The sequence below is a fragment of the Streptomyces sp. NPDC001604 genome (genome assembly GCF_042893475.1).
GTDB lineage: Bacteria > Actinomycetota > Actinomycetes > Streptomycetales > Streptomycetaceae > Streptomyces.
This window is the reverse complement of record NZ_JBIAUY010000013.1, coordinates 247,170-264,836: the sequence shown is the minus strand read 5'-3', so window position 1 is coordinate 264,836 and position 17,667 is coordinate 247,170. Positions and strand designations below refer to the sequence as shown.

17 protein-coding genes and 6 pseudogenes are annotated in these 17,667 nt (G+C 69.8%); 13 read left to right on the top strand and 10 right to left on the bottom strand.

What is annotated here, in order from left to right:
* Window positions 1–239: 239 nt before the first annotated feature.
* Window positions 240–338: pseudogene (locus ACFY1E_RS31205) on the top strand (hypothetical protein); the annotation flags it as partial.
* A 10-nt stretch (window positions 339–348) separates the two neighbouring features.
* Here the strand turns inward: ACFY1E_RS31205 and ACFY1E_RS31200 are convergent.
* Entirely contained in the window at window positions 349–786 is a 438-nt protein-coding gene (locus tag ACFY1E_RS31200; RefSeq protein ID WP_389081598.1) for an ester cyclase, read from the bottom strand.
* 74 nt (window positions 787–860) lie between these two features.
* Here ACFY1E_RS31200 and ACFY1E_RS31195 point away from each other — a divergent pair, with 74 nt between their 5' ends.
* Window positions 861–1,061 carry a DUF6192 family protein gene (locus tag ACFY1E_RS31195; protein ID WP_389081596.1) on the top strand — a complete coding sequence of 67 codons (201 nt, stop codon included), beginning with the start codon at window positions 861–863 and terminating at the stop codon, window positions 1,059–1,061.
* A 373-nt stretch (window positions 1,062–1,434) separates the two neighbouring features.
* Here ACFY1E_RS31195 and ACFY1E_RS31190 read toward each other — a convergent pair whose 3' ends face one another.
* Complete coding sequence (locus tag ACFY1E_RS31190; protein WP_389081593.1) at window positions 1,435–4,428, bottom strand: caspase family protein; 2,994 nt, start codon at window positions 4,426–4,428, stop codon at window positions 1,435–1,437.
* Entirely contained in the window at window positions 4,425–4,862 is a 438-nt protein-coding gene (locus ACFY1E_RS31185) for a hypothetical protein (RefSeq protein ID WP_389081591.1), read from the bottom strand. Before ACFY1E_RS31185 ends, ACFY1E_RS31190 begins: the two co-directional genes overlap by 4 nt.
* A 955-nt stretch (window positions 4,863–5,817) precedes the next feature.
* Here ACFY1E_RS31185 and ACFY1E_RS31180 point away from each other — a divergent pair.
* On the top strand, window positions 5,818–6,036 hold the full coding sequence (locus tag ACFY1E_RS31180) for a hypothetical protein (protein WP_389081588.1): 219 nt from the start codon (window positions 5,818–5,820) through the stop codon (window positions 6,034–6,036).
* A gap of 370 nt (window positions 6,037–6,406) precedes the next feature.
* Window positions 6,407–6,604 (top strand): hypothetical protein, encoded by a 198-nt coding sequence (locus tag ACFY1E_RS31175; RefSeq protein ID WP_389081586.1) that lies wholly within the window; start codon window positions 6,407–6,409, stop codon window positions 6,602–6,604.
* 217 nt (window positions 6,605–6,821) lie between these two features.
* Here ACFY1E_RS31175 and ACFY1E_RS31170 read toward each other — a convergent pair whose 3' ends face one another.
* Window positions 6,822–7,634 carry an alpha/beta hydrolase gene (locus ACFY1E_RS31170; RefSeq protein WP_389081584.1) on the bottom strand — a complete coding sequence of 271 codons (813 nt, stop codon included), beginning with the start codon at window positions 7,632–7,634 and terminating at the stop codon, window positions 6,822–6,824.
* 102 nt (window positions 7,635–7,736) lie between these two features.
* Here ACFY1E_RS31170 and ACFY1E_RS31165 point away from each other — a divergent pair, with 102 nt between their 5' ends.
* On the top strand, window positions 7,737–8,327 hold the full coding sequence (locus tag ACFY1E_RS31165) for a TetR/AcrR family transcriptional regulator (RefSeq protein WP_389081581.1): 591 nt from the start codon (window positions 7,737–7,739) through the stop codon (window positions 8,325–8,327).
* A 195-nt stretch (window positions 8,328–8,522) separates the two neighbouring features.
* Here the strand turns inward: ACFY1E_RS31165 and ACFY1E_RS31160 are convergent.
* A pseudogene (locus tag ACFY1E_RS31160) lies at window positions 8,523–8,671 on the bottom strand (esterase); the annotation flags it as partial.
* Between the two features lie 118 nt (window positions 8,672–8,789).
* Between ACFY1E_RS31160 and ACFY1E_RS31155 the strand changes: the two are divergent.
* A complete protein-coding gene (locus ACFY1E_RS31155) occupies window positions 8,790–9,098 on the top strand; it encodes a zinc-binding dehydrogenase (protein WP_389081579.1) in 309 nt (102 codons plus the stop codon).
* Between the two features lie 7 nt (window positions 9,099–9,105).
* Here ACFY1E_RS31155 and ACFY1E_RS31150 read toward each other — a convergent pair whose 3' ends face one another.
* Window positions 9,106–10,092: a TerC family protein gene (locus tag ACFY1E_RS31150; RefSeq protein ID WP_389081576.1), complete on the bottom strand. Its 987-nt coding sequence runs from the start codon at window positions 10,090–10,092 to the stop codon at window positions 9,106–9,108.
* Between the two features lie 101 nt (window positions 10,093–10,193).
* Window positions 10,194–10,376: pseudogene (locus ACFY1E_RS31145) on the bottom strand (IS5/IS1182 family transposase); the annotation flags it as partial.
* A 313-nt stretch (window positions 10,377–10,689) separates the two neighbouring features.
* Here ACFY1E_RS31145 and ACFY1E_RS31140 point away from each other — a divergent pair.
* Both ACFY1E_RS31140 and ACFY1E_RS31135 read left to right on the top strand, forming a co-directional pair.
* The gene (locus ACFY1E_RS31140; RefSeq protein WP_389081672.1) at window positions 10,690–10,896 is read left to right on the top strand and encodes a hypothetical protein; all 207 of its coding nucleotides are present in this window, start codon (window positions 10,690–10,692) and stop codon (window positions 10,894–10,896) included.
* Between the two features lie 267 nt (window positions 10,897–11,163).
* Window positions 11,164–11,593 (top strand): annotated as a pseudogene (locus tag ACFY1E_RS31135) (sensor histidine kinase); the annotation flags it as partial.
* Here ACFY1E_RS31135 and ACFY1E_RS31130 read toward each other — a convergent pair.
* A complete protein-coding gene (locus ACFY1E_RS31130; RefSeq protein WP_389081574.1) occupies window positions 11,559–12,059 on the bottom strand; it encodes an SgcJ/EcaC family oxidoreductase in 501 nt (166 codons plus the stop codon). The pseudogene ACFY1E_RS31135 and the gene ACFY1E_RS31130 sit on opposite strands and share 35 nt — an antisense overlap.
* 104 nt (window positions 12,060–12,163) lie before the next feature.
* On the opposite strand from ACFY1E_RS31130, the pseudogene ACFY1E_RS31125 reads away from it, so the two are divergent.
* A pseudogene (locus tag ACFY1E_RS31125) lies at window positions 12,164–12,790 on the top strand (transposase); the annotation flags it as partial.
* Window positions 12,791–13,405: 615 nt separating this feature from the next.
* Here ACFY1E_RS31125 and ACFY1E_RS31120 read toward each other — a convergent pair.
* Entirely contained in the window at window positions 13,406–13,792 is a 387-nt protein-coding gene (locus ACFY1E_RS31120; protein WP_389081572.1) for a DUF302 domain-containing protein, read from the bottom strand.
* Between the two features lie 180 nt (window positions 13,793–13,972).
* On the opposite strand from ACFY1E_RS31120, the gene ACFY1E_RS31115 reads away from it, so the two are divergent.
* The 3 genes from ACFY1E_RS31115 to ACFY1E_RS31105 all read left to right on the top strand — a co-directional run bounded on the left by ACFY1E_RS31115 (window position 13,973) and on the right by ACFY1E_RS31105 (window position 16,524).
* Complete coding sequence (locus ACFY1E_RS31115) at window positions 13,973–15,349, top strand: rhodanese-like domain-containing protein (RefSeq protein ID WP_389081570.1); 1,377 nt, start codon at window positions 13,973–13,975, stop codon at window positions 15,347–15,349.
* Between the two features lie 63 nt (window positions 15,350–15,412).
* The gene (locus ACFY1E_RS31110) at window positions 15,413–15,775 is read left to right on the top strand and encodes a rhodanese-like domain-containing protein (protein ID WP_389081567.1); all 363 of its coding nucleotides are present in this window, start codon (window positions 15,413–15,415) and stop codon (window positions 15,773–15,775) included.
* Complete coding sequence (locus ACFY1E_RS31105) at window positions 15,772–16,524, top strand: sulfite exporter TauE/SafE family protein (protein WP_389081565.1); 753 nt, start codon at window positions 15,772–15,774, stop codon at window positions 16,522–16,524. Before ACFY1E_RS31110 ends, ACFY1E_RS31105 begins: the two co-directional genes overlap by 4 nt.
* A 37-nt stretch (window positions 16,525–16,561) precedes the next feature.
* Here the strand turns inward: ACFY1E_RS31105 and ACFY1E_RS31100 are convergent, their stop codons facing one another.
* Window positions 16,562–16,843: a metal-sensitive transcriptional regulator gene (locus tag ACFY1E_RS31100; protein WP_010358257.1), complete on the bottom strand. Its 282-nt coding sequence runs from the start codon at window positions 16,841–16,843 to the stop codon at window positions 16,562–16,564.
* Window positions 16,844–16,918: 75 nt separating this feature from the next.
* Here ACFY1E_RS31100 and ACFY1E_RS31095 point away from each other — a divergent pair.
* Window positions 16,919–17,484, top strand: a pseudogene (locus tag ACFY1E_RS31095) (rhodanese-like domain-containing protein).
* Window positions 17,485–17,667: the final 183 nt, after the last annotated feature.

Genomic DNA, 17,667 nt, shown 5'->3' with positions numbered 1-17,667 from the left:
ATGCGGTCCCGAGTGTTTCACCGCTCGAGGCCGCGTCCCTTGCACCAGACTGAGGCCGGGCGTCTGAGAGTCTCGGTCCCTGCCGGTGGCGAGCTGGCCGCGAGTGCTGACGTAGTCGGCACCCGCCAGCCTGGCCTGACCACCTACATGCGGCTGGTGCGGGACGTCAGCCGCTCCAGCGCCCACGGCGGCATCGGGCTCCAGTTTGGTAGCGCCGGGGCTGGTTCCGGCAGATCCTGGTTTCCGCCGACGGCTACCGCCCCGACCGTTGGGATGTGACCGGCGCACTGATCTGCCTGGCTGGCATGGCCGTGATCATGTGGGCGCCGGGGGCCTGATGAACCGCCCTCAGGACGGCTCGTCGGGCAGCAGCCCCAGCTGCCCCAGGAACTCCATCTCGTCGAAGTAGAGCCGGTAGTCCGCGATCCGCCCGTCCTCGTCGACGGTGGCCAGGTCCACCCCGCGGATCCTGACCTCCTTCTGCGTAGGAGGCAGCGTGTCTCCCGAGGGCAGCTGGATCGGCCCCGTGTTCCGGCCGCTGAAGAACCCCTCGTCTATCGCCGTGTTCCCGATCTCGTACGAGTGCACCGACTGGTACGACCCCTCCGGGATCGCGTCCGTCATCTGCCGCCAGTACTCGGCAATGTTGTCGCGCCCGTGGATCTCCCCTGCGTCAGGGGTGAACGCGACCGCATCCGCTGCGTAGAGCTCACCGATGGTCTTCGGGTCCGCGTGCGTGGTGACCGCCTCCGTGAGCCGGTCCATGACCTCACGTGCCTGCCCCATGATTCGCCTCCCGAGCTGAAGGATCACCCATCCCATCGTCCCACCGGAGCCCCGCAGAGGCCCACCGCAGAACCGTGGTCGGGGCATGCCACGCCTTCGTGGCCGCCACGAACCGGGTGGTCCCCGGACTGCGCGGACGCACCCTGTCCGACGACGAACAGGTGGTGCTGGCCGAGAACATCGCCCGGGTTCGGGCGGCGCTGGGGTGGATCGAGCACGCCGCCGAAACCGGCGACGTCGACATGGACCAGGAACTGACCCTGCAGAGCGACTAGCGATGGCGCGCACCCACAGAAGGGAGCGCGACCGGCACGGTCTCCGTTCAGGGGATGAGTCGGCTGCCCCCGCACCGCTTGTTCCTGCCAGGGATCCGGTGCGGGGCGCAGTCTCTGCTGGCCCCAAGCCTTATGGCTGACGTCCGCTGAATGCAGCTCCCGGAGTTCGAATCTCGATGTAAGTTCGGCTCCGTGAACGGGAATCGGGCCACCACGTGGGTCGAGGGAACATCGGCCGATCTGGTGGCCGACGCGCACGCCGCGCTGCGCCTGGTTGGTCCGCCCGCACGCGTGCCGGTCGGCGGTGCAGTACGCGCCGCGCGCTGCACCGCCTCGCCGCGTGCCGGGCGGTCGGAGGGCCCCGTGGGCCTTCTCATGGAGTCTTCACCGCGAAGTGGGAGACGGAGTGCGGGTCGGCGGTCCGGAAGGATGCGACGTCCCTGAACAGGGCGAGCCACACCCGGTCACCGCTGGGCGAGATCGCGACGGACATCGGCGGCTCGTCCACGTCGACCGGCTTCCCCAGAGCCTTCATCGTCCTGGTGTCCACGACGGAGACACTGCCGCGGTCGAAGAGGTGGTGCATGACGTACAGCCGCCGACCGTCCGGGCTCACGACCATCCTGTGAGCGTAGGCGTCCGGCGCACTGGTCATGCCCTGCACGATGCCGCTCTTCGTGTCCAGAGCCACGACGAGCGCGGGTTGGTCGTCCTGTTCGCTGTCGCCGGTCTCCACGACCGCGTATACGCGTGTGGCATCGACCGGGTCCGGAGTGAGGGCGACGGGTTTGCCGCCGAGCTCGATGGGTGCGTCGACCACCTTGCCCGTGTCCGGGTCGATCACCGAGACCGACGTGCCCCGAGCCACGTAGAGCCGTCGGCCGTCAGGGCTCACCGTGGCGTCGGTCCAGTCCTTGCCCAGGGGAATGCGGCGCTTGTCGAGCTTGGCGGTGCGGGTGTCGATCGACGTGGCCTCGTCGGGATCGCCGCTGAAGACCCAGGCGCGGTGGTCCGAGGTGACCTTGATCCGGAACGGTTTGCCGTGCAGGCGCAGGGGTGTGCCGACCGGTTCCATCTCCTGTGCGGCGAACACCGTGACGGTGCGGGTCTTGGACTGCGCCAGATACAGATAGCGGCCGTCGTCGCTCGATGCCACGTCCGAGGTCGCCGCGTCGAGCCTTACTGGGCCCTTGATCGTCCGGCCGCTCGCCGCGTCGAGGACGCTGATCGATGCCGGCGGGTCGTCTTTGTGCGCGACAGCCCAGTACAACTCGGTGGTGACGTACAGGGTCTTGCCGTCCTTGGCGTAGGCGACGTCCAGCGGGGTCACCGCTGTGCGGTGCGCCGTGCGCTCCGCGAGGATCCCACCGCCGACGGCCAGGGCGGGGAGGAGGACGAGCGCCGCCACCAGCATCCGCCACCGGGGCCGCTGCGGCGGTCCCTCGATCGTCCGGCCCCAGCGTGCCAGGAGCGTCGCGAGGACGGCCAGCGCCATCGGTGTGGCCCCGGCGAGCACGACGTTGCCCAGAGTTTCTCCGAGCCCGAGAAAACACGCGTACGTGGCCGCCGCCACCGCGAGCGTGACTGCGGCCCAGCCAAGCAGCAGGGCGTGACCGAACCGGCGTGGTGTGAGTACGGCTGCGCAGAGAGGGACGACGGCCGCCGTCACGCCGGTGGCAAAGAAGGCGTGGAACCAGAGAGCGAGCTGCGGGTGCGGATTCACCTGTCGAAGTCCGGCGATCTGGTGCAGCAGCAGTGCGGGCGCCAGGACGCCCACCAGGGCGACCCCGCACGCCGTGCCGAGTACCACCCAGCTCCAGACAGCCCGCGGCGGGCGAGGATCGACGGCGATTTCCCTGGCACGCAAGAGATCGAGCGCGGCGACGACCGCGGCGGCCAAGAGCACCGCGTGACCGGCGAGTTCAAGGCGGGCGGCGTCTTTGAACACGTAGTCGGAGGTCGCGTTCGCGGTGAAGTACACGATGCCCCATACGGACGCGGCCGCACATCCCAGTAGCACGCCCGCTCCGGCGGGTCCCCGGAACTTCGGCACGACCAGGAGAATCGCCGCGACCAGGGCGACCGCGGACGTGCCGACGACGTACCAGCCGACTCTGCCCAACTCCCAAGTGCCGTACAGGGTGTAGGTCTCGCCCTCGCGGAGCAGCCCCCACAGCATCAGCGCCGACGCGAGTGCGGCCAGCACACCGGCGACGCCCCGCAGGCCGAAGGCGTACGCACTCCTCCTGACCCTCTGCTGTCCGGCACGGGCACCCGCCAGAAACCGTTCCTTCAACAGGCGGGTGACAGAAGGCCGTTCGGGGCTGGGTTCCGGTCGGGGGACGCCCTCTGCAGGTGCCTGTGGCGCGCTCGCCGGAGGCGCCTCGTCGACCTGGTCCTCAACGACCTGCTCCTCGACGACCAGCCGCCCCCGCCCCAGCAACTCCTCCGCCGCGGCCGACACCTTCCGGCTGTCGTCCCCGACCAGCCGTTCGATCTGCTCCTCCACCTTCGCCCGCACCGTCTCGTTGCCGACGCGGCGCAGATGGGCCAGGCCGTCCAGGGCGGACAGGCGGTCCTCGGGGACGGGGCTGTCCAGGGCGTTGCGGAGGTGGAGGGGGAGGGTCCAGTGGACGTTGCGGGCTATGACGATACGGCCCTCGACGTCGTCCTGCCGCTTGGGCCGTTGCTGCGGCATCTCGTCGACCACGCGGTCGTGGACGTAGCGGTACAGCTCGTCGACGGTGATGTCGCCGTCGCCGTCCAGATCGGCGGTTCCCTCACGCAGGCCAGTGACCAGGTGGCGGGTGAAGACGGACTGGACTGCGGATCCGGTGAGCCGGTCACCCTCGTAGGAGTACTGCATGGCGTCGGAGGCGGTCAGGACCGTACGGCCCCGGCCCTGGAAGCGTTCGAGTGCATGCACCTGCGGATCGGACTTGGCGAGGCGTCCGGCCGGGAACGCGCCGCTGTAACAGCAGTCGAGGATCAGGACCTGGCGCCGTGAGTCGCTGCCGGTCATGGCCTGGTCGACCTGCTCGGCGGGCAGTGACGTGAACAGCAGGCTTCCGCGGCGGGTATTGCGCATCGCCAGATACAGCCGGCCGTCCTCGTCCTTGAGGCCGTGGCCGGTGAAGTACAGCAGGACCAGGTCGTCGCTGCGCCGGCGGTCGAAGAGATCGCCGACCGCCTCGCCGACCCGGTAGTGCGGTTCGTTGACGAGGAGGGTGACGTCGAAGCCGGCGACGGCGGGGTCACGCAGGACCTCGGCTAGCGCCTCGGCGTCGTGGGCGGGCGCGGTCAGGCGGCTGAGACCCGGGTCGTCGTGCTCGTACGTGGCGACCAGCAGCGCAAGACGCCGACTCATGACGGGTCGGATCCGCTGTGGCGTCGGACGAACTCCTGGACGAGGGCAGCTCGTTCGGCGTCGGTGGCGTGCTCCAGCTCCAGGCTGTCGTCACCGATGCTGACCACGATGCGATCGCGCACGGCGCGCCGCCCCAGCCAGTCGCGCAGGGTGTCCACCAGCGCCGTGAGCACCCCGCCGGACGCGCTGAGCGCCACGACGATCGCCCCGATGGTGACGGCGTCGCCCTTCGCGCCGGGCGGGGGCGGGCCGGAGGGTGCAGGGCCCACACAGACGCCGTGGAGTTCTCCCAGCTCCCGGCGCAGGCCGCGGATCAGCCGCTCCACCGTCTCCAGGCCGCCGCCGTTCTCCGGCAGGATGCGCAGCCCGACGGCCAACTCGGCCTCCCGACCGGTGCGTTCACTCGCTCTGCTCGTCGGGTCCATCGCATTCATGAGCACCCCCCGTCCCGTACTCACAGTGTGGCGCTCCATCAGGTGCCGCCGCGGCCATTTGTCGAAGACGTCAACCCTGCTTGATATCCGGCAGCCAGGCCGCTGACCGGGGCAGCGGTTCCAGCGCGCGTGCTGGGATCGCAGGACTGCAACGGCCGTCTGCTCGAAGTTGTGGTCGACCATTACCGCGATGCCCCACGTCCGGTAGACCGTCCTGGAGCGGTGAAGACCCGGCGAGAGTGTTGTCTGACGCGGATCCGCTTGACGATCACCCTGTGTCCGACGCCGTCATCGACCTGCGCCCGGGACTTGTCCATGTCGCCGGAGGTCCAGCACGCGGTCCGCGAACCGCAGTGCAACCTGCCGCCACACCTGGGTAGCAGCTGCGTCCTCTCGCACCGCGGCGCGGTAGAGGTCCTTCGGATCCACGCCGTGGCGCTCCAGCTGTTCGGAGGGCCAGTGGGCGGTGCGTTCCGGTCCGATCTCGAGGTGGAACTGCACCCCCACGTCGTCTGCCCGACCCGGAACGCCTGCCGTCAGTGCGCCGGTTGTTCTGCGACAACAAGGGGTGCCGACGGGTGACGTTCGCCGAGCAGGTCGAGGGATTGACCTGTCGGTACGGTCGGCGCCCGTCCGTCCTGCTGCGGATGCGCGCGGCGCTGGGCGTGGTCCTGGCGGCCCGCGCGGTGACGCGCCTGGCGCTGCTACTCGGTGTCGTCATCAGCCGAATGAGGTCCTGTCGCCTGGTCATGGCACTGCCAGATCCGGCCTGGGCGGCTCTACTGGTGCTGGATGCGACGAGTTCACGACAGGAGGGGCCGCCTTCGCCGAACCGTCCTGGTCGGCTGCGAGACGCACCAGCGGCTTGACCTGCTGCCCGACCGCGACGTGGACAGTATCGCCGCGTGGCTGTGCGAGCACTCCGGTGTCGAGATCGTGTACCGGGAACCGAGCAATGCTGTTTGCCGACGGCGCCCGTGAAGGCGCCCCGAACGCCCAGCACTGCGCGGACAAATGGCACGTCTGGCACAACCTTGGCGAGGTCGTCGAACGCCTCGTCCCCCACCATCGTGCCGTGCTGTTCGGTACGTTCCCTACCGTGCCGGCCAGGGCGGGCGAGGTAACCGCCACCGCGGACATCGAGCCACTCTCCGCACCCTGTGTTCATCGGTGATCAAGCGGTCGCTCTCGTCAAGGCGATTGGGTTCGACCAGAGCTCCCGACCGGATAAGAGGTGATCCCCGCAGGTGGCTCCGCAGGCCCGGGCGGAGGCGAGGCCGTCCATCGTGTTGGCGACGATCAGCTCGCGCTGGAGTTCGGCCAGTACCGGCAGCCTGCCGAATTCTCCAGAGCAGGGTCAGGCGAGGTGGTGTCCGGCGCGCACCCAGCCACCACCCCTTTGCCGTTAGGCGTCCTCTGGACGGCGGGTCCCCAGCGGAGAGACAGGCGAGCATGGCGAGTCCGCGGCCACGCTCGCCCTGCTGCATCAGCAGCGCGTCGGTGTCCGGTTCGCTCAGGGGCGAGTCGTTGAGCGGAGTTGCCGGATGGACGTCGACAGGCGGGAGGGTGCTGCTGTGGTCGTAGCACTCCAGGAGGTAGGCGGGTCCGGTCTGGTGGAGAAGAAGGCGGTAGGGGCCTTCCGCGTGCTCGGTGGCGCCGGCCGCGAGCTCGGAGGCGGCCAGGACGACGTCGTCGATGCGGTCCTGGGGCAGCCGAGCTCGTGCAGGGCCTCGGCGAGGTGACGGCAGACCTGGACGGCCGGGTGGTCCGTCGCCGTCGTCCACTCGCAGGAGACCACGGTGCCCGCGACCGGCTGGCAGGTGGGCCTCGTGCGGTCCTCCTGACGAGGGGGACGGCGGCCGACGGCGGAAGCGGGCACTTCAGGCACCGCGGCCCGTGCGATCCGACCACCGCGATGCTGCGGCGTTGCGGTAAGCATCGCAGGCTCGCGGTTCGGTATCAGCAGGTGTGGGCGGGTCGTCGCACTTGCCGAGCCCAGTCCACGACGTCGTCCGCGACGGTTTCCCATCCCTCGTGCAGGGCCGTGCCGTGGTCGCGGCCGGCGTACTCCTTGTACTCGGTGAGCGCGTTGGAGCGGCGGTAGCGGCGGTGGGTCTCGCGCACGACCGCGGCCGGCACGATGTGGTCGGCCGTGCCGGCCACCAGCAGCAGCGGTGCGCGGTCGGAGTTGTCGAACCGGATGGCGGTGGCGGCGCTGCGGGCGGGGGTGAAGTTGGCGAAGCCTGCCTGGAACAGAGGGCGGCCGACGCCGGGCACGGACCAGCGGGCGCGCTCGGCGGCGGCCTGCTCCTTGGGGAGCGTGTTGGCGAAGGCGTAGTGGAACTGGCGGTCGGTCAGCTTGACGGTGCGGCGCAGGTTGGCCGGGTTGCCGAGGACGGGCCGGGTGGCGAGCAGGGTGGACAGCGGCAGGCGCAGGACGCCCTTGGCCGGTGCGGGGTGCAGGGCGACGCCGGCGGCGCCGAGGCCGCGGTCCAGCAGGATCTGGGTGATCAGGCCGCCGAAGGAGTGGCCGATGATGATGGGCTGCTCGTCCAGGGTGCGCAGGAAGCGCTCGTAGTGGTCGGTGATCTCGCGCACGCCCAGGCCGGCGGGTGCCCGGTCGTGGTCGAGTGGCTCGTGCAGCTCGGAGATTCCGGGCCAGGCCGGGGCGTGGACGGTGTGCCCCTGCGCCTGGTAGCGGTCGATCCAGGGCTGCCAGCTGTGGGGGCTGAGCCACAGGCCGTGGATCAGGACGATGGACTTCGCGGACATGCTCACCATTCCTTCGATAGAGACAGACAGTTCTGTCTTGTCTCAAGCAGAGCACTCCTGCAGGGCCGGTGTCAAGACAGACCTGTCTGTTACTCTGGGGGTATGGATGCCGTGACCGACCGTGCCACCCCCAGGTCGCAGCCGCGTGAGCGGCTGCTGGAAACCGCGTCGCGCCTCTTCTACGCCGAGGGGATCCAGGCCGTCGGGGTCGACCGCCTGATCGCCGAGGGCCAGGTGACCAAGGCGACGTTCTACCGGCACTTCCCCAGCAAGGACGACCTGGTGCTGGCCTACCTGCGTGGCCGCGATGCCGCGATCCGCGCCCAGTTCGCCGCCGGCACCGCCGAGGTCGGCTCTCCTGAGCAGGCGCTCGATCTGCTCGTCGCCGGGATCGCGGACGAGACCTGCGGCGCCGGCTTCCGGGGCTGCCCGTTCATCAACGCCGCCGCCGAGTACCCGGACCCGGAGCACCCCGTCCGCCGGGCCATCGACGAGCACCGCGCCTGGTTCCGCGAAGCTCTCACCTCCCTGGCGGCCGCCTGTGGACACTCCGACCCGTCCGCCGCCGCGGCCATGCTGGTCCTGCTGCGCGACGGCGCCATGGTCGGCGGCTACCTCGACGGTCCGGCCGTCTCCGACGCGCTGGCACGCGGCGTCCACGCTGTCCTGGGGCAGCCGTCGTCTGCTTTCTGAGTTCCCGCGGCGGCGGGCGTCCAGGCGTGCCGGAAGGCTTGAGCTGCGCCGACTGTCGCACGCGGGGTGCGCCGGACGCCCAGGATCGAGTGGCCGGAAGGGCGCAATCGCCTGGAGGTCACACCTTCATGGCGAGGCGCGAGGAGCCACGGGCCGCAGCGCGCCCCGGGGCTCCTCGCCTTGCTCTGCTTCGTGTCAACTGGCGTGCACGGCCTTGCGCAGGACGTCGACGGCCTGGTTGATGTCGGCCCGGCGGCGGAGGTGTCACGCAGTCCGTTGAGCATCACGAAGTCGTGGATGATGCCCTGGTAGCGGACCGCGGTGACGAGGACGCCGGCTTTCCGACAGCCGTGACCAGGGCGGCGCCCTGGGCCCACTCCTCGGTCCGCTGGGTGCGGTATTCAGACCGGAGCGGGTGCGGTGCTCAACTCGCTGAGGGGCGAGGCGGGAAGGAGCACAGTGGTGTTCGGATGCGGCGGAGTCGGCCTCAGCGCCATCATGGCCGATGCAGTCGCGGGTGCCACCACCGTCATCGGTGTTGACACCCGGCCGGACCGGCTGGAGCCGGCGCGCGAGCTGGGGGCGACGCACACCGTCGCCGCGGGCAGCGAGGATGCCGCCGCGCGCCTCGCGTCCCTGACCGGCCACGGGGCGCACTACAGCCTCGAGACGACCGCCCATTCGAAGGCGCTGGCCCTGGCGGTTGACTGCGTCTCGCCCAGGTGCGCTCTGGGTCTCGGGGCGCGAAGGCCGCCCCCCGAGAGGGACTGAGCCGCGGCTAGGCCGAGCCTTCCACCTCGGCTATGTCCCGCCGTTCCTGCACTTCCTGCTTCCTGGAGGCCCGCAGGCTGGTGATCGTGGTGACGGTCAGGACGAGCACGATGAAGCCGAGCGAGAACGGGATGCTGATCTCCGGCACGTGGACGCCGGACTCGTGCAGCGCGTGCAGCACCAGCTTGACGCCGATGAAGCCGAGGATGATCGACAGGCCGTAGCTGAGGTGGACGAGCTTCTTCAGCAGGCCGCCGATGAGGAAGTACAGCTGGCGCAGGCCCATGAGGGCGAAGGCGTTGGCGGTGAAGACGATGTACGGGTCTTGGGTCAGCCCGTAGATCGCGGGGATGGAGTCGAGCGCGAACAGGACGTCCGTGGAGCCGATCGCGAGCATCACGACAAGCATCGGGGTCATGACCCGCTTGCCGTTCTGCTCCATCCACAGTTTGGTGCCGTGGTAGCGGTCGGTCACGCCGAAACGCCTCTCCACCACCTTGAGCAGTTTGTTCTCCTGGTACTCCTCCTCGTGCTCGTCCTTGCGGGCGTCCTGGATGAGCTTCCAGGCGGTCCAGATCAGGAAGGCGCCGAAGAGATAGAAGACCCACGAGAAGGCGGAGATGATGGCCGCGCCGGCCGCGATGAACGCGGCACGCAGGACCAGGGCCATGAGGACGCCGACCATCAGCACGCGCTGCTGGTACTGCGAGGGCACCGCGAACTTGCCCATGATCAGGACGAAGACGAAGAGGTTGTCGACGCTGAGCGACTTCTCCGTGATGTACCCGGCGAAGAACTCGCCGGTCGGTCCCGACCCGCCGAACACCAGCACCCCGAGCCCGAACAGACAGGCCAGAACCACCCAGACGACGGCCCAGACTCCGGCCTCCCTGATCGACACGTCGTGCGGCTTACGCCCTACGAAGAAGTCCACGGCAACGAGCGCACACAGCGCCACGGCGGTGAGCAGCCAGACGGATAGGGAAACGTTCACTGCTAGTACTCCTGCTGAGCGTGGGGGTTTTGACAGCGTCGCTACCCTCCGCCATCGCTACCACGCACTAGAGATGAACAGAATGTCACGACATAGTATGGAAAGCAGGTCACGCCCGAGCCGAAGCCCAGTTCCTTCCGGAGGCACTCCCACTGGATACCGGTCGCCTTGCGGCCCGGATACCGAAAGCGCCGCTCGTACTGCGGCAGCAACGTCTACAGACGATCCCACAGCTCATCCGACAAACGGCCACCCTCGCCCCGCCAGGTTGCCCGGCGGATCACCACCACACCGTCCCAGCGCGGCCTGCACGCCACCGAGACCTTGCGGCGGCTGTTCGCGCACTGCCCAGAACTGGCCCGAACCCATGACCTGTACGGCAGTTCGCCGCGATGCTGGACGCTCGCAATGCCGCCCCACTGCCCGACTGGCTTGACCACCTCACCAACTCCCGGCTCCCGCCGTTGGCCAGCCTGGCCAACGCCATCCGCGAGGACCAGCACGCCGTCTTGCAGGGAATCACTACCCCATACAACTCCGGCGTCAACGAAGGCCGCATCACAGACCTGAAGCTCCAGAAGAGGATCATGGCCGGCCGTGCAGGAGTTCCACTCCTGCGCCAGCGCGTCATCCTCATGGCCCACCTTCGACGCCACTCACCAGAGGCCGTACGCCGACAGACAGCCGCCCCCAGGGCGGCTGACCGTGCAGGCCGACGGCGAGCCGGCCGCGGCGGATGAGTCCGGGCCGCCGGAGCGGACCCTGGACGCGCTGGCCGCCGAGGCGGACGGATGGGTTGGCTGAGGGCGAGCGCTGGCGCCGCACCCATTCCAGGAACCGGTCGAAGGACGCGGACTTCGGGGAAAAGGACCAGGACCATCGAGCTCTACACCTGCCCGGCCCGATGGCGCCACGGTCGTCTGCGCCGACGAGCTCGCACCGGTGATCCCCCACACCTTCCCGCCGACGCCGGGCTGGTCGCCGGACGGTCACCGCATCAAGTCCGAGGTCGACTACGGCCGCGGGCCGGAGAAGACCTGGTTTTACGGCGCTCTGCGGATTCGGGACACGAAGTCGGTGTGGAGACCGGCCGCCGACGAGCGCGGAGTCACCGTCGCGCTCAGGGGGAGTGCCGACGGCCGGCCGTCTGTGCTGGCCAGCCCCGGTCATCTGGAGCAGGTGCTGGACAACGTGCTCTCAAACGCGCTGGAGGTCTCCCCGGACGGCGGCACGATCACTGTCCGGGTGGAGCCGAGGGGCGACGAAGTGGTGCTCTCTGTCCTGGACGAGGGCTCCGGCACGTCGGACGCGGAGAAGTCCCGCGCCTTCGACGGCTTCTGGCGCGGTCAGGGCTTGACCGGGCGCTCCGGTTCGGGCCTCGGCCTCTCCGTCGTCACAGATGGTGGCCGACGACGGCGGCACGGTCGGCCTGAAGGACGCGCCCGGCGGCGGCCTGTGGGTGGTCATCAGCCTTCGGGCATCTTCGAGGAGTGGTGGTTGACGATGAGCCAGGTGCCGCCCCGCTTCTCGTACTCGTAGGTGTAGCGAGCCTCGACGGTGCTCTTGGCGCCGGTCTTCGGGTCGGTGAACGTGAACTCGTAGATGCCAGTGTCGATCGCGGAGTTCCGGTCGAGCACGTTGACGATCGTCTCGACCTTCTTGCCGACCGGCTTGTTCTTCAGGAAGTGCTCAAAGTAGTCGACTATCTCCGCGTGGTTGGTTCTGATCTTGTTGGAGACGGTGGGCAGCAGCACCGCGTCCTTCGCGTACAGGCCGGCGACCTTCTCCGGGTCGCCGGTTTGCAGCGCTGCGTTCCAGCGGTCGAAGAGGTGGGCGATCTGCTTCTTGCTGGGCTCCCCGGCCCTCTTGTCGGGGCCGGCCGCACTGACCCCGGCCGTCACGGTGGCGGCGGTGACAACGGCGGTGGCGGTGACGAGGGCGGCGCGCAGACGGGTCTTTCGGGTCATCGCAACTCCTTGGCGGCTGGTGTCCGTCGGGATGACTCAAGACTCGCTTCGTGCTGGTTAGGGCCCGTGCAGGCGATGTACAACGCAGATCCAGGACTCGTCCAATTCACGGGGAGTGCCCGCGTGTTCACAGGGGCTACATTCCGCGCTCGTGGTCGTTCGATGCGGACCGCTGCCGGGCTGCCGGGCTAGGTGAGGACACCGCGTTCGCGACCAAGCCGGAGCTGGCCGCCCGCATGATCGGCCGGTTCCTGGACACCGGGCACCGCGTGGGCTGGGTCGTCGGCGACCAGGTCTACGGCAACCCGAAGATGCGGTCCATACTGGAAGAGCGCCAGGCTGGCTACGTGCTCGCTGTCGCCTGCTCAGCTGAAGTCAGCACCGGTGCAGGGAAGTTCTGCGCGGATGCTCTGGCGGCAAGGGTGCCCAGGAGGGCTTGGCAGAAGCTGTCGGCCGGGGCGGGCGCCAAGGGGCACCGCTTCTACGACTGGGCCGTTATCGACCTGGTCGAAGCCCGGCTGGCCCGGCAGCCACCGGCTGCTGATCCGCCGCAACCGCACCACCAGTGAACTCGCCTACTTCCGTTGCTGGTTACCCACCTCGGTGCCCCTGGTCTCCTGTGCGCGTCGCCGGGTCGAGGTGGTGGGAGGTGGTGGGTGGAGGAGACATTTCAGTCCGGAATGGGCCTGGCAGGGTTGGATGAACACCAGGTCCGCCGCTATGCGTCCTGGGTCCACCCGCCCGGTACGGCGCAGCAGATTCCCCAGCAGCCTGCACAGATCGGCCAGGTCCCCGGCCGACCCCGCCCGCTGCAACAGGCTCAGCGCCCGGACGCAGTGCTCGTCCGCCCCCTCCGTTCCGTGTCCCGCGCGTCCTCGGCGATGTTCCCCAGCAACCAGTGCGCCGCGACGGCGTGTAGTGCCCCCGCGGCTCGGATCAACTCCTGCAGACCCTCCGGTACGGCACCTCGGGGACGTACGTCTTCCACTGCGCCAGTGGCAGCTCGGCGCCGCCCGTGCGCGCACACCGTGTCGATCGCCCGCGCCGGGTCCGCGAGCAGATCGCCCGATGCTCAGCCGTCGTCATCCCGCTCGACCGAGCACACGCCACACGCGAGTGACTATGGCTCGGATCCCAGCCGGGGTCTGGCGGGCCGACTTGGCGCGGAGCGTTAATCAATCCCGTAGTGCCGACACGCGAGATGGACCACCCGGAGTCCTGTCAGAATCTGTCTCGCACGACGTGTGGCTTCACGCGTGAGAACTCAGCGATGTCACTCTGTCAGCGGTGTGGGCTCGTCCTCCTTCTGCTGAGTCCGCCTGGGGTCGCCGGCCGGGCTGAGTGGGTCAGGCGAGGGACTGCAGGGCGGCGTCCAGCCGGGTCGTGGCATCGGCGGCGACCGGCTCCAGGGCGGGCCGGGCGGTGAGGGTGACCATGGTGCCCGGGTCGAGGCCTTGGACAAGCGTGGTGTCGCCGGCGCGGCGAACGACGACGTTGCAGGGCAGGAGCAGGCCGATGCTGCGGTCGACCTCGAGGGCTTGGTGGGCGAGCGGTGGGTTGCAGGCGCCGAGGATCAGGTAGTCCTCCATGTCGTGGCCGAGCTTGGCCTTGAGGGTGGCCTTGACGTCGATCTCGGTGAGGATGCCGAAGCCCTGGTCGGCCAGGGCGTTGCGTACGGCGGTGACGGTGGTGTCGAAGTCGGTGCCGAGGCGGATGGTGCGGTCGTAGGGCACGGGCTCTCCCGAATAGTGCGGAACAACTGATTCCTCTATACCCCCGGGGGTACCTGTGGGGCGTCGGGTCAAGCCTCGAGTGAGGTGCATTCCCGCCTTTGGAATACCCCCCCGGGTATAGCTGTTAAGGTAACAGCCGGATACCCCCCGGGGTACATCGTCCGAGAGGAGTCATGAGCCGTGTTCTTCGTCGACACCCTGGAGTTCGAGGGCCTGGGCAACCGCAGTTACCTGGCCGGCGGACCCAGTGCCGCCGTGGTCATAGACCCGCCGCGGGACATCGACCAGGTCATTGCCGCAGCGGCCCGCCGCGGGGTGCGCATCGCTTTCGTGGCCGAGACCCATGTGCACAACGACTACGTCACCGGTGGCCTGGAGCTGGCCCGCGTCACCGGCGCCCAGTACCTGGTGCCGGCCGGGGCGCACGTGTCGTTCGCCCGCACCCCGATCGCCGACGGCGACACCGTGCCGGTCGACGAGGGCCTCATCCTGCGCGCGATCGCCACTCCGGGGCACACCCCGCACCACACCTCCTACGCCCTGACCGAGGACGGGCGCGGTGTGGCGGTGTTCACCGGCGGATCGCTGCTCATCGGCACGGTGGGCCGCCCCGATCTGGTCGAGCCGCGGCTGACCGAGCAGCTGGCCCGCGCCCAGCATGCCTCGGCCCGCCGACTGGCCGACGAACTGGACGACGAGGTGCCGGTGCTGCCCACCCACGGCTTCGGCAGCTTCTGCTCCTCCTCCCAGGCCGAGGGGGACGCGACCACGATCGGCAAGGAGCGCGAGACCAACGACGCGCTGGCCCTGGACGTGGACACCTTCGTTCAGCGGATGCTCGCCGGACTGGAGGACGTGCCCGCCTACTACGCGCACATGGGTCCGGCCAACGCCGCGGGCCCCGCGCCGGTCGACCTCACCCCGCCGGGGTGGGCGGACGCCGAGGAGATCGCCTCCCGGCTGGCCGCGGGGGAGTGGGTGGTGGACCTGCGCAGCCGCATGGCCTTCGCCGAGGGGCACGTGGCCGGGTCGTTCAACTTCGAGGGCGAGGGCAAGCTCGCCACCTACCTGGCCTGGCTGATCCCGTGGGGCAAGCCCGTCACTCTGCTCGCCGACACCCCGGAGCAGATCGCCGACGCGCAGCGGGAGTTGGCGCGGGTGGGCATCGACCGCCCGGCCGCCGCCGCCACCGGCGACCCGGCCGGCTGGATCCGCGAGGGCGAGCAGCTCGCCTCGTTCCCCCGCGCGCGCTTCGTCGATCTCGCCGATGTCCGTGAGCGCGGCGACGACGTGGTCGTGCTGGACGTGCGCCGCGATGCGGAGCGTGCGGGCGGCTACGTCGACGGCTCCGTCCACATCCCCATCCACGAGCTGTACGGCCGCATCGGCGAGGTGCCGGACGGGATGGTGTGGGTCCACTGCGCCGGCGGGATGCGCGCGGCGATCGCCGCCTCCCTGCTGGATGCCGCAGGCCGCGACGTGGTCGCCATCGACGACGGCTTCGACGCCGCCACCGAGGCAGGACTGACCCTCACCGGTCCCGGCCGCACCGACTGACACGCCCTTCCCCACCCACCACAACGCATCTTCCCCGCCCACCACAACGAATGTGATCAAACGATGTTGTCGATCCTTCGCCGCGGCCCCGGCCGCCTCACCCCCCAGCAGGCCCACCAGCAGACGGGCGACGGCACCGCCGTCCTGCTGGACGTACGCGAAACACCCGAGTGGAACGCCGGGCACGCGCCCGAGGCACTGCACCTGCCCCTTTCCCGACTGGCGGCAGGGGCGTCGCTCCCGGCAGCCGCGCAGGACAGGCCGGTGGTCACGATCTGCCGCTCCGGTCACCGCTCCCAGCAGGCCGCCCAGATGCTGGCCGGACGCGGCGTTCAGGCCACGGACGTCACCGGCGGCATGACCGCCTGGGCGCGTGCGGGGCTGCCGGTCATCGGTGCGGGCGGCAGCAACGGTGTCATAGCGTGAGTGCTCTGATCCTGGCCCTGATCGCCGGGGCGGTGGTCGGGCTCGCGCTCGGCGCGCTCGGCGGGGGCGGGAGTGTCCTGGCCGTCCCGGCGCTGATCTACCTGCTCGGCTTCACGCCGGCCGCTGCGACCACCGCCAGCCTGATCATTGTGACGGCAACCTCGCTCACCGCCCTGTACGCCCACGCTCGCACCGGCAACGTCCGCTGGAAAGCCGGCGCTCTGTTCGCCGCGGCCGGACTCCTGCCCGCGGCCGCAGCGGGAGCCGCCGCATCCTGCCTACCCCAGCCGGTACTGACCGTCGCATTCGCGGCCGTCGCCGCACTCGCCGCCGTCAAGATGCTGCGCCCCAGCCGCACCGCCACCGGCCCGGCAGCCGGCGAGGCGCGGCCCGCCAAGGCCGCCGGAACCGGCGTGGGGCTGGGCGCGCTGACCGGTCTGCTCGGGGTCGGCGGAGGCTTCCTCGCCGTCCCGGCCCTGGTCACCGTGCTGGCATTCGAGATGCAGGCCGCCGTAGGCACCAGCCTGCTGGTCATCTCGGCAAACGCGCTGGCTTCCCTGGCCACCCGCGGCGCCACCACCGCGGGCGTCAACTGGGCGGTCATCGGCCCCTTCACGGGGGCGGCGATCCTGGCCGCCTGGGACGGCAAACGCCTGGCCGCCAACGTCACCGGCTCTCTGCTGCAACGGACTTTCGCCGTCGTACTGCTGACGGTGGCCGCCTTCATGCTCATCGACGCCCTCGCCTGAGGAGTCAGACGGATGATCGGCGTCGCGGCACCACGGCTCAGGCCAGAGACAGGAACAGCTTCTCCAGCCGGGTGCGCATCTGCTCCCGGTCGCCGGAGGCGGCCATGTCGGCGTCGGTCAGGCAGTGCTGCAGACCGGTGGCGATGATCGCGAAACCGGCCTTGTCCAGAGCCCGCGACGCCGCGGCGAGCTGGGTGACGACGTCCTCGCAGTCCCGCCCCTCCTCGATCATCTTGATCACACCGGCGATCTGGCCCTGTGCCCGGCGCAGCCGGTTGACCACTGTCTTCAGTTCCTCGGCCGCCATCGCCAGTTCCACAACCCACGCTCCTTCTCGATACCCCCTTGGGTATCCTACCGAAGGGGTAACCCGAACCAAGCAAAGGGAAATTCCGTGGCCCCCACCACCACCGCCCTCACCGCCGATCAGGTCAACGTCCGCCTGCACGAGCTGACCGTCATCGATGTGCGCACCCCCGGCGAATACGCCTCCGGCCACCTGCCCGGAGCCCACAACATCCCCCTCGACCGCCTCGATGCCGCCCTGCCCGCCCTGAAGACCGCCGCAGACCGTGGCGACCTCCTCATCGTGTGCGCCTCCGGCGCCCGCTCCGCCCAAGCCTGCGCCTGGCCGACCAGGGCATCACCGCAGCCACCCTCATCGGCGGTACCACCGCCTGGACGCAGCTCGGCCACGACACCCACCGCCCGGCCGGCACCCGCGCCCCCTGGCCCATGGACCGCCAAGTCCGCCTCGCCGCCGGATCCCTCGTCCTGACCGGCCTGATCGCCGGACAACGCTGGAGTATGGCCCGCTGGCTCTCCGCGGGCGTCGCCGGCGGACTGGTCTTCTCTGCCCTCACCAACACCTGTGGCATGGCCAAGATCCTGGCCGAATTCCCCCACAACCAGCCCAAGGCCACCGACCTGGACGACACCCTCGCCGCGCTGACCGGCTGACCTCCTGGCCGCAAAGCGCATGACATTCCGGGGCACTGATGAGGCGACAGGACGCTGATCCCGGCACCGTCGGAGAAGGAGGCAGCCCACGGCACCTGCAACGGCTTCCTCGGACATCATGTGTTCGTCGCCGCTTGTGACAACACCGGCGAACGGCTGGCTGCGACCTTCCAGCCCGGCAAC

Coding starts and splice junctions, on each gene's coding strand:
- ACFY1E_RS31200 (WP_389081598.1), bottom strand. CDS start 786: ATGGGGCAGGCACGTGAGGTCATGGACCGGCTCACGGAGGCGGTCACC.
- ACFY1E_RS31190 (WP_389081593.1), bottom strand. CDS start 4,428: ATGAGTCGGCGTCTTGCGCTGCTGGTCGCCACGTACGAGCACGACGAC.
- ACFY1E_RS31185 (WP_389081591.1), bottom strand. CDS start 4,862: ATGAATGCGATGGACCCGACGAGCAGAGCGAGTGAACGCACCGGTCGG.
- ACFY1E_RS31180 (WP_389081588.1), top strand. CDS start 5,818: ATGCTGTTTGCCGACGGCGCCCGTGAAGGCGCCCCGAACGCCCAGCAC.
- ACFY1E_RS31175 (WP_389081586.1), top strand. CDS start 6,407: ATGGACGTCGACAGGCGGGAGGGTGCTGCTGTGGTCGTAGCACTCCAG.
- ACFY1E_RS31170 (WP_389081584.1), bottom strand. CDS start 7,634: ATGTCCGCGAAGTCCATCGTCCTGATCCACGGCCTGTGGCTCAGCCCC.
- ACFY1E_RS31165 (WP_389081581.1), top strand. CDS start 7,737: ATGGATGCCGTGACCGACCGTGCCACCCCCAGGTCGCAGCCGCGTGAG.
- ACFY1E_RS31130 (WP_389081574.1), bottom strand. CDS start 12,059: ATGACCCGAAAGACCCGTCTGCGCGCCGCCCTCGTCACCGCCACCGCC.
- ACFY1E_RS31110 (WP_389081567.1), top strand. CDS start 15,413: ATGTTGTCGATCCTTCGCCGCGGCCCCGGCCGCCTCACCCCCCAGCAG.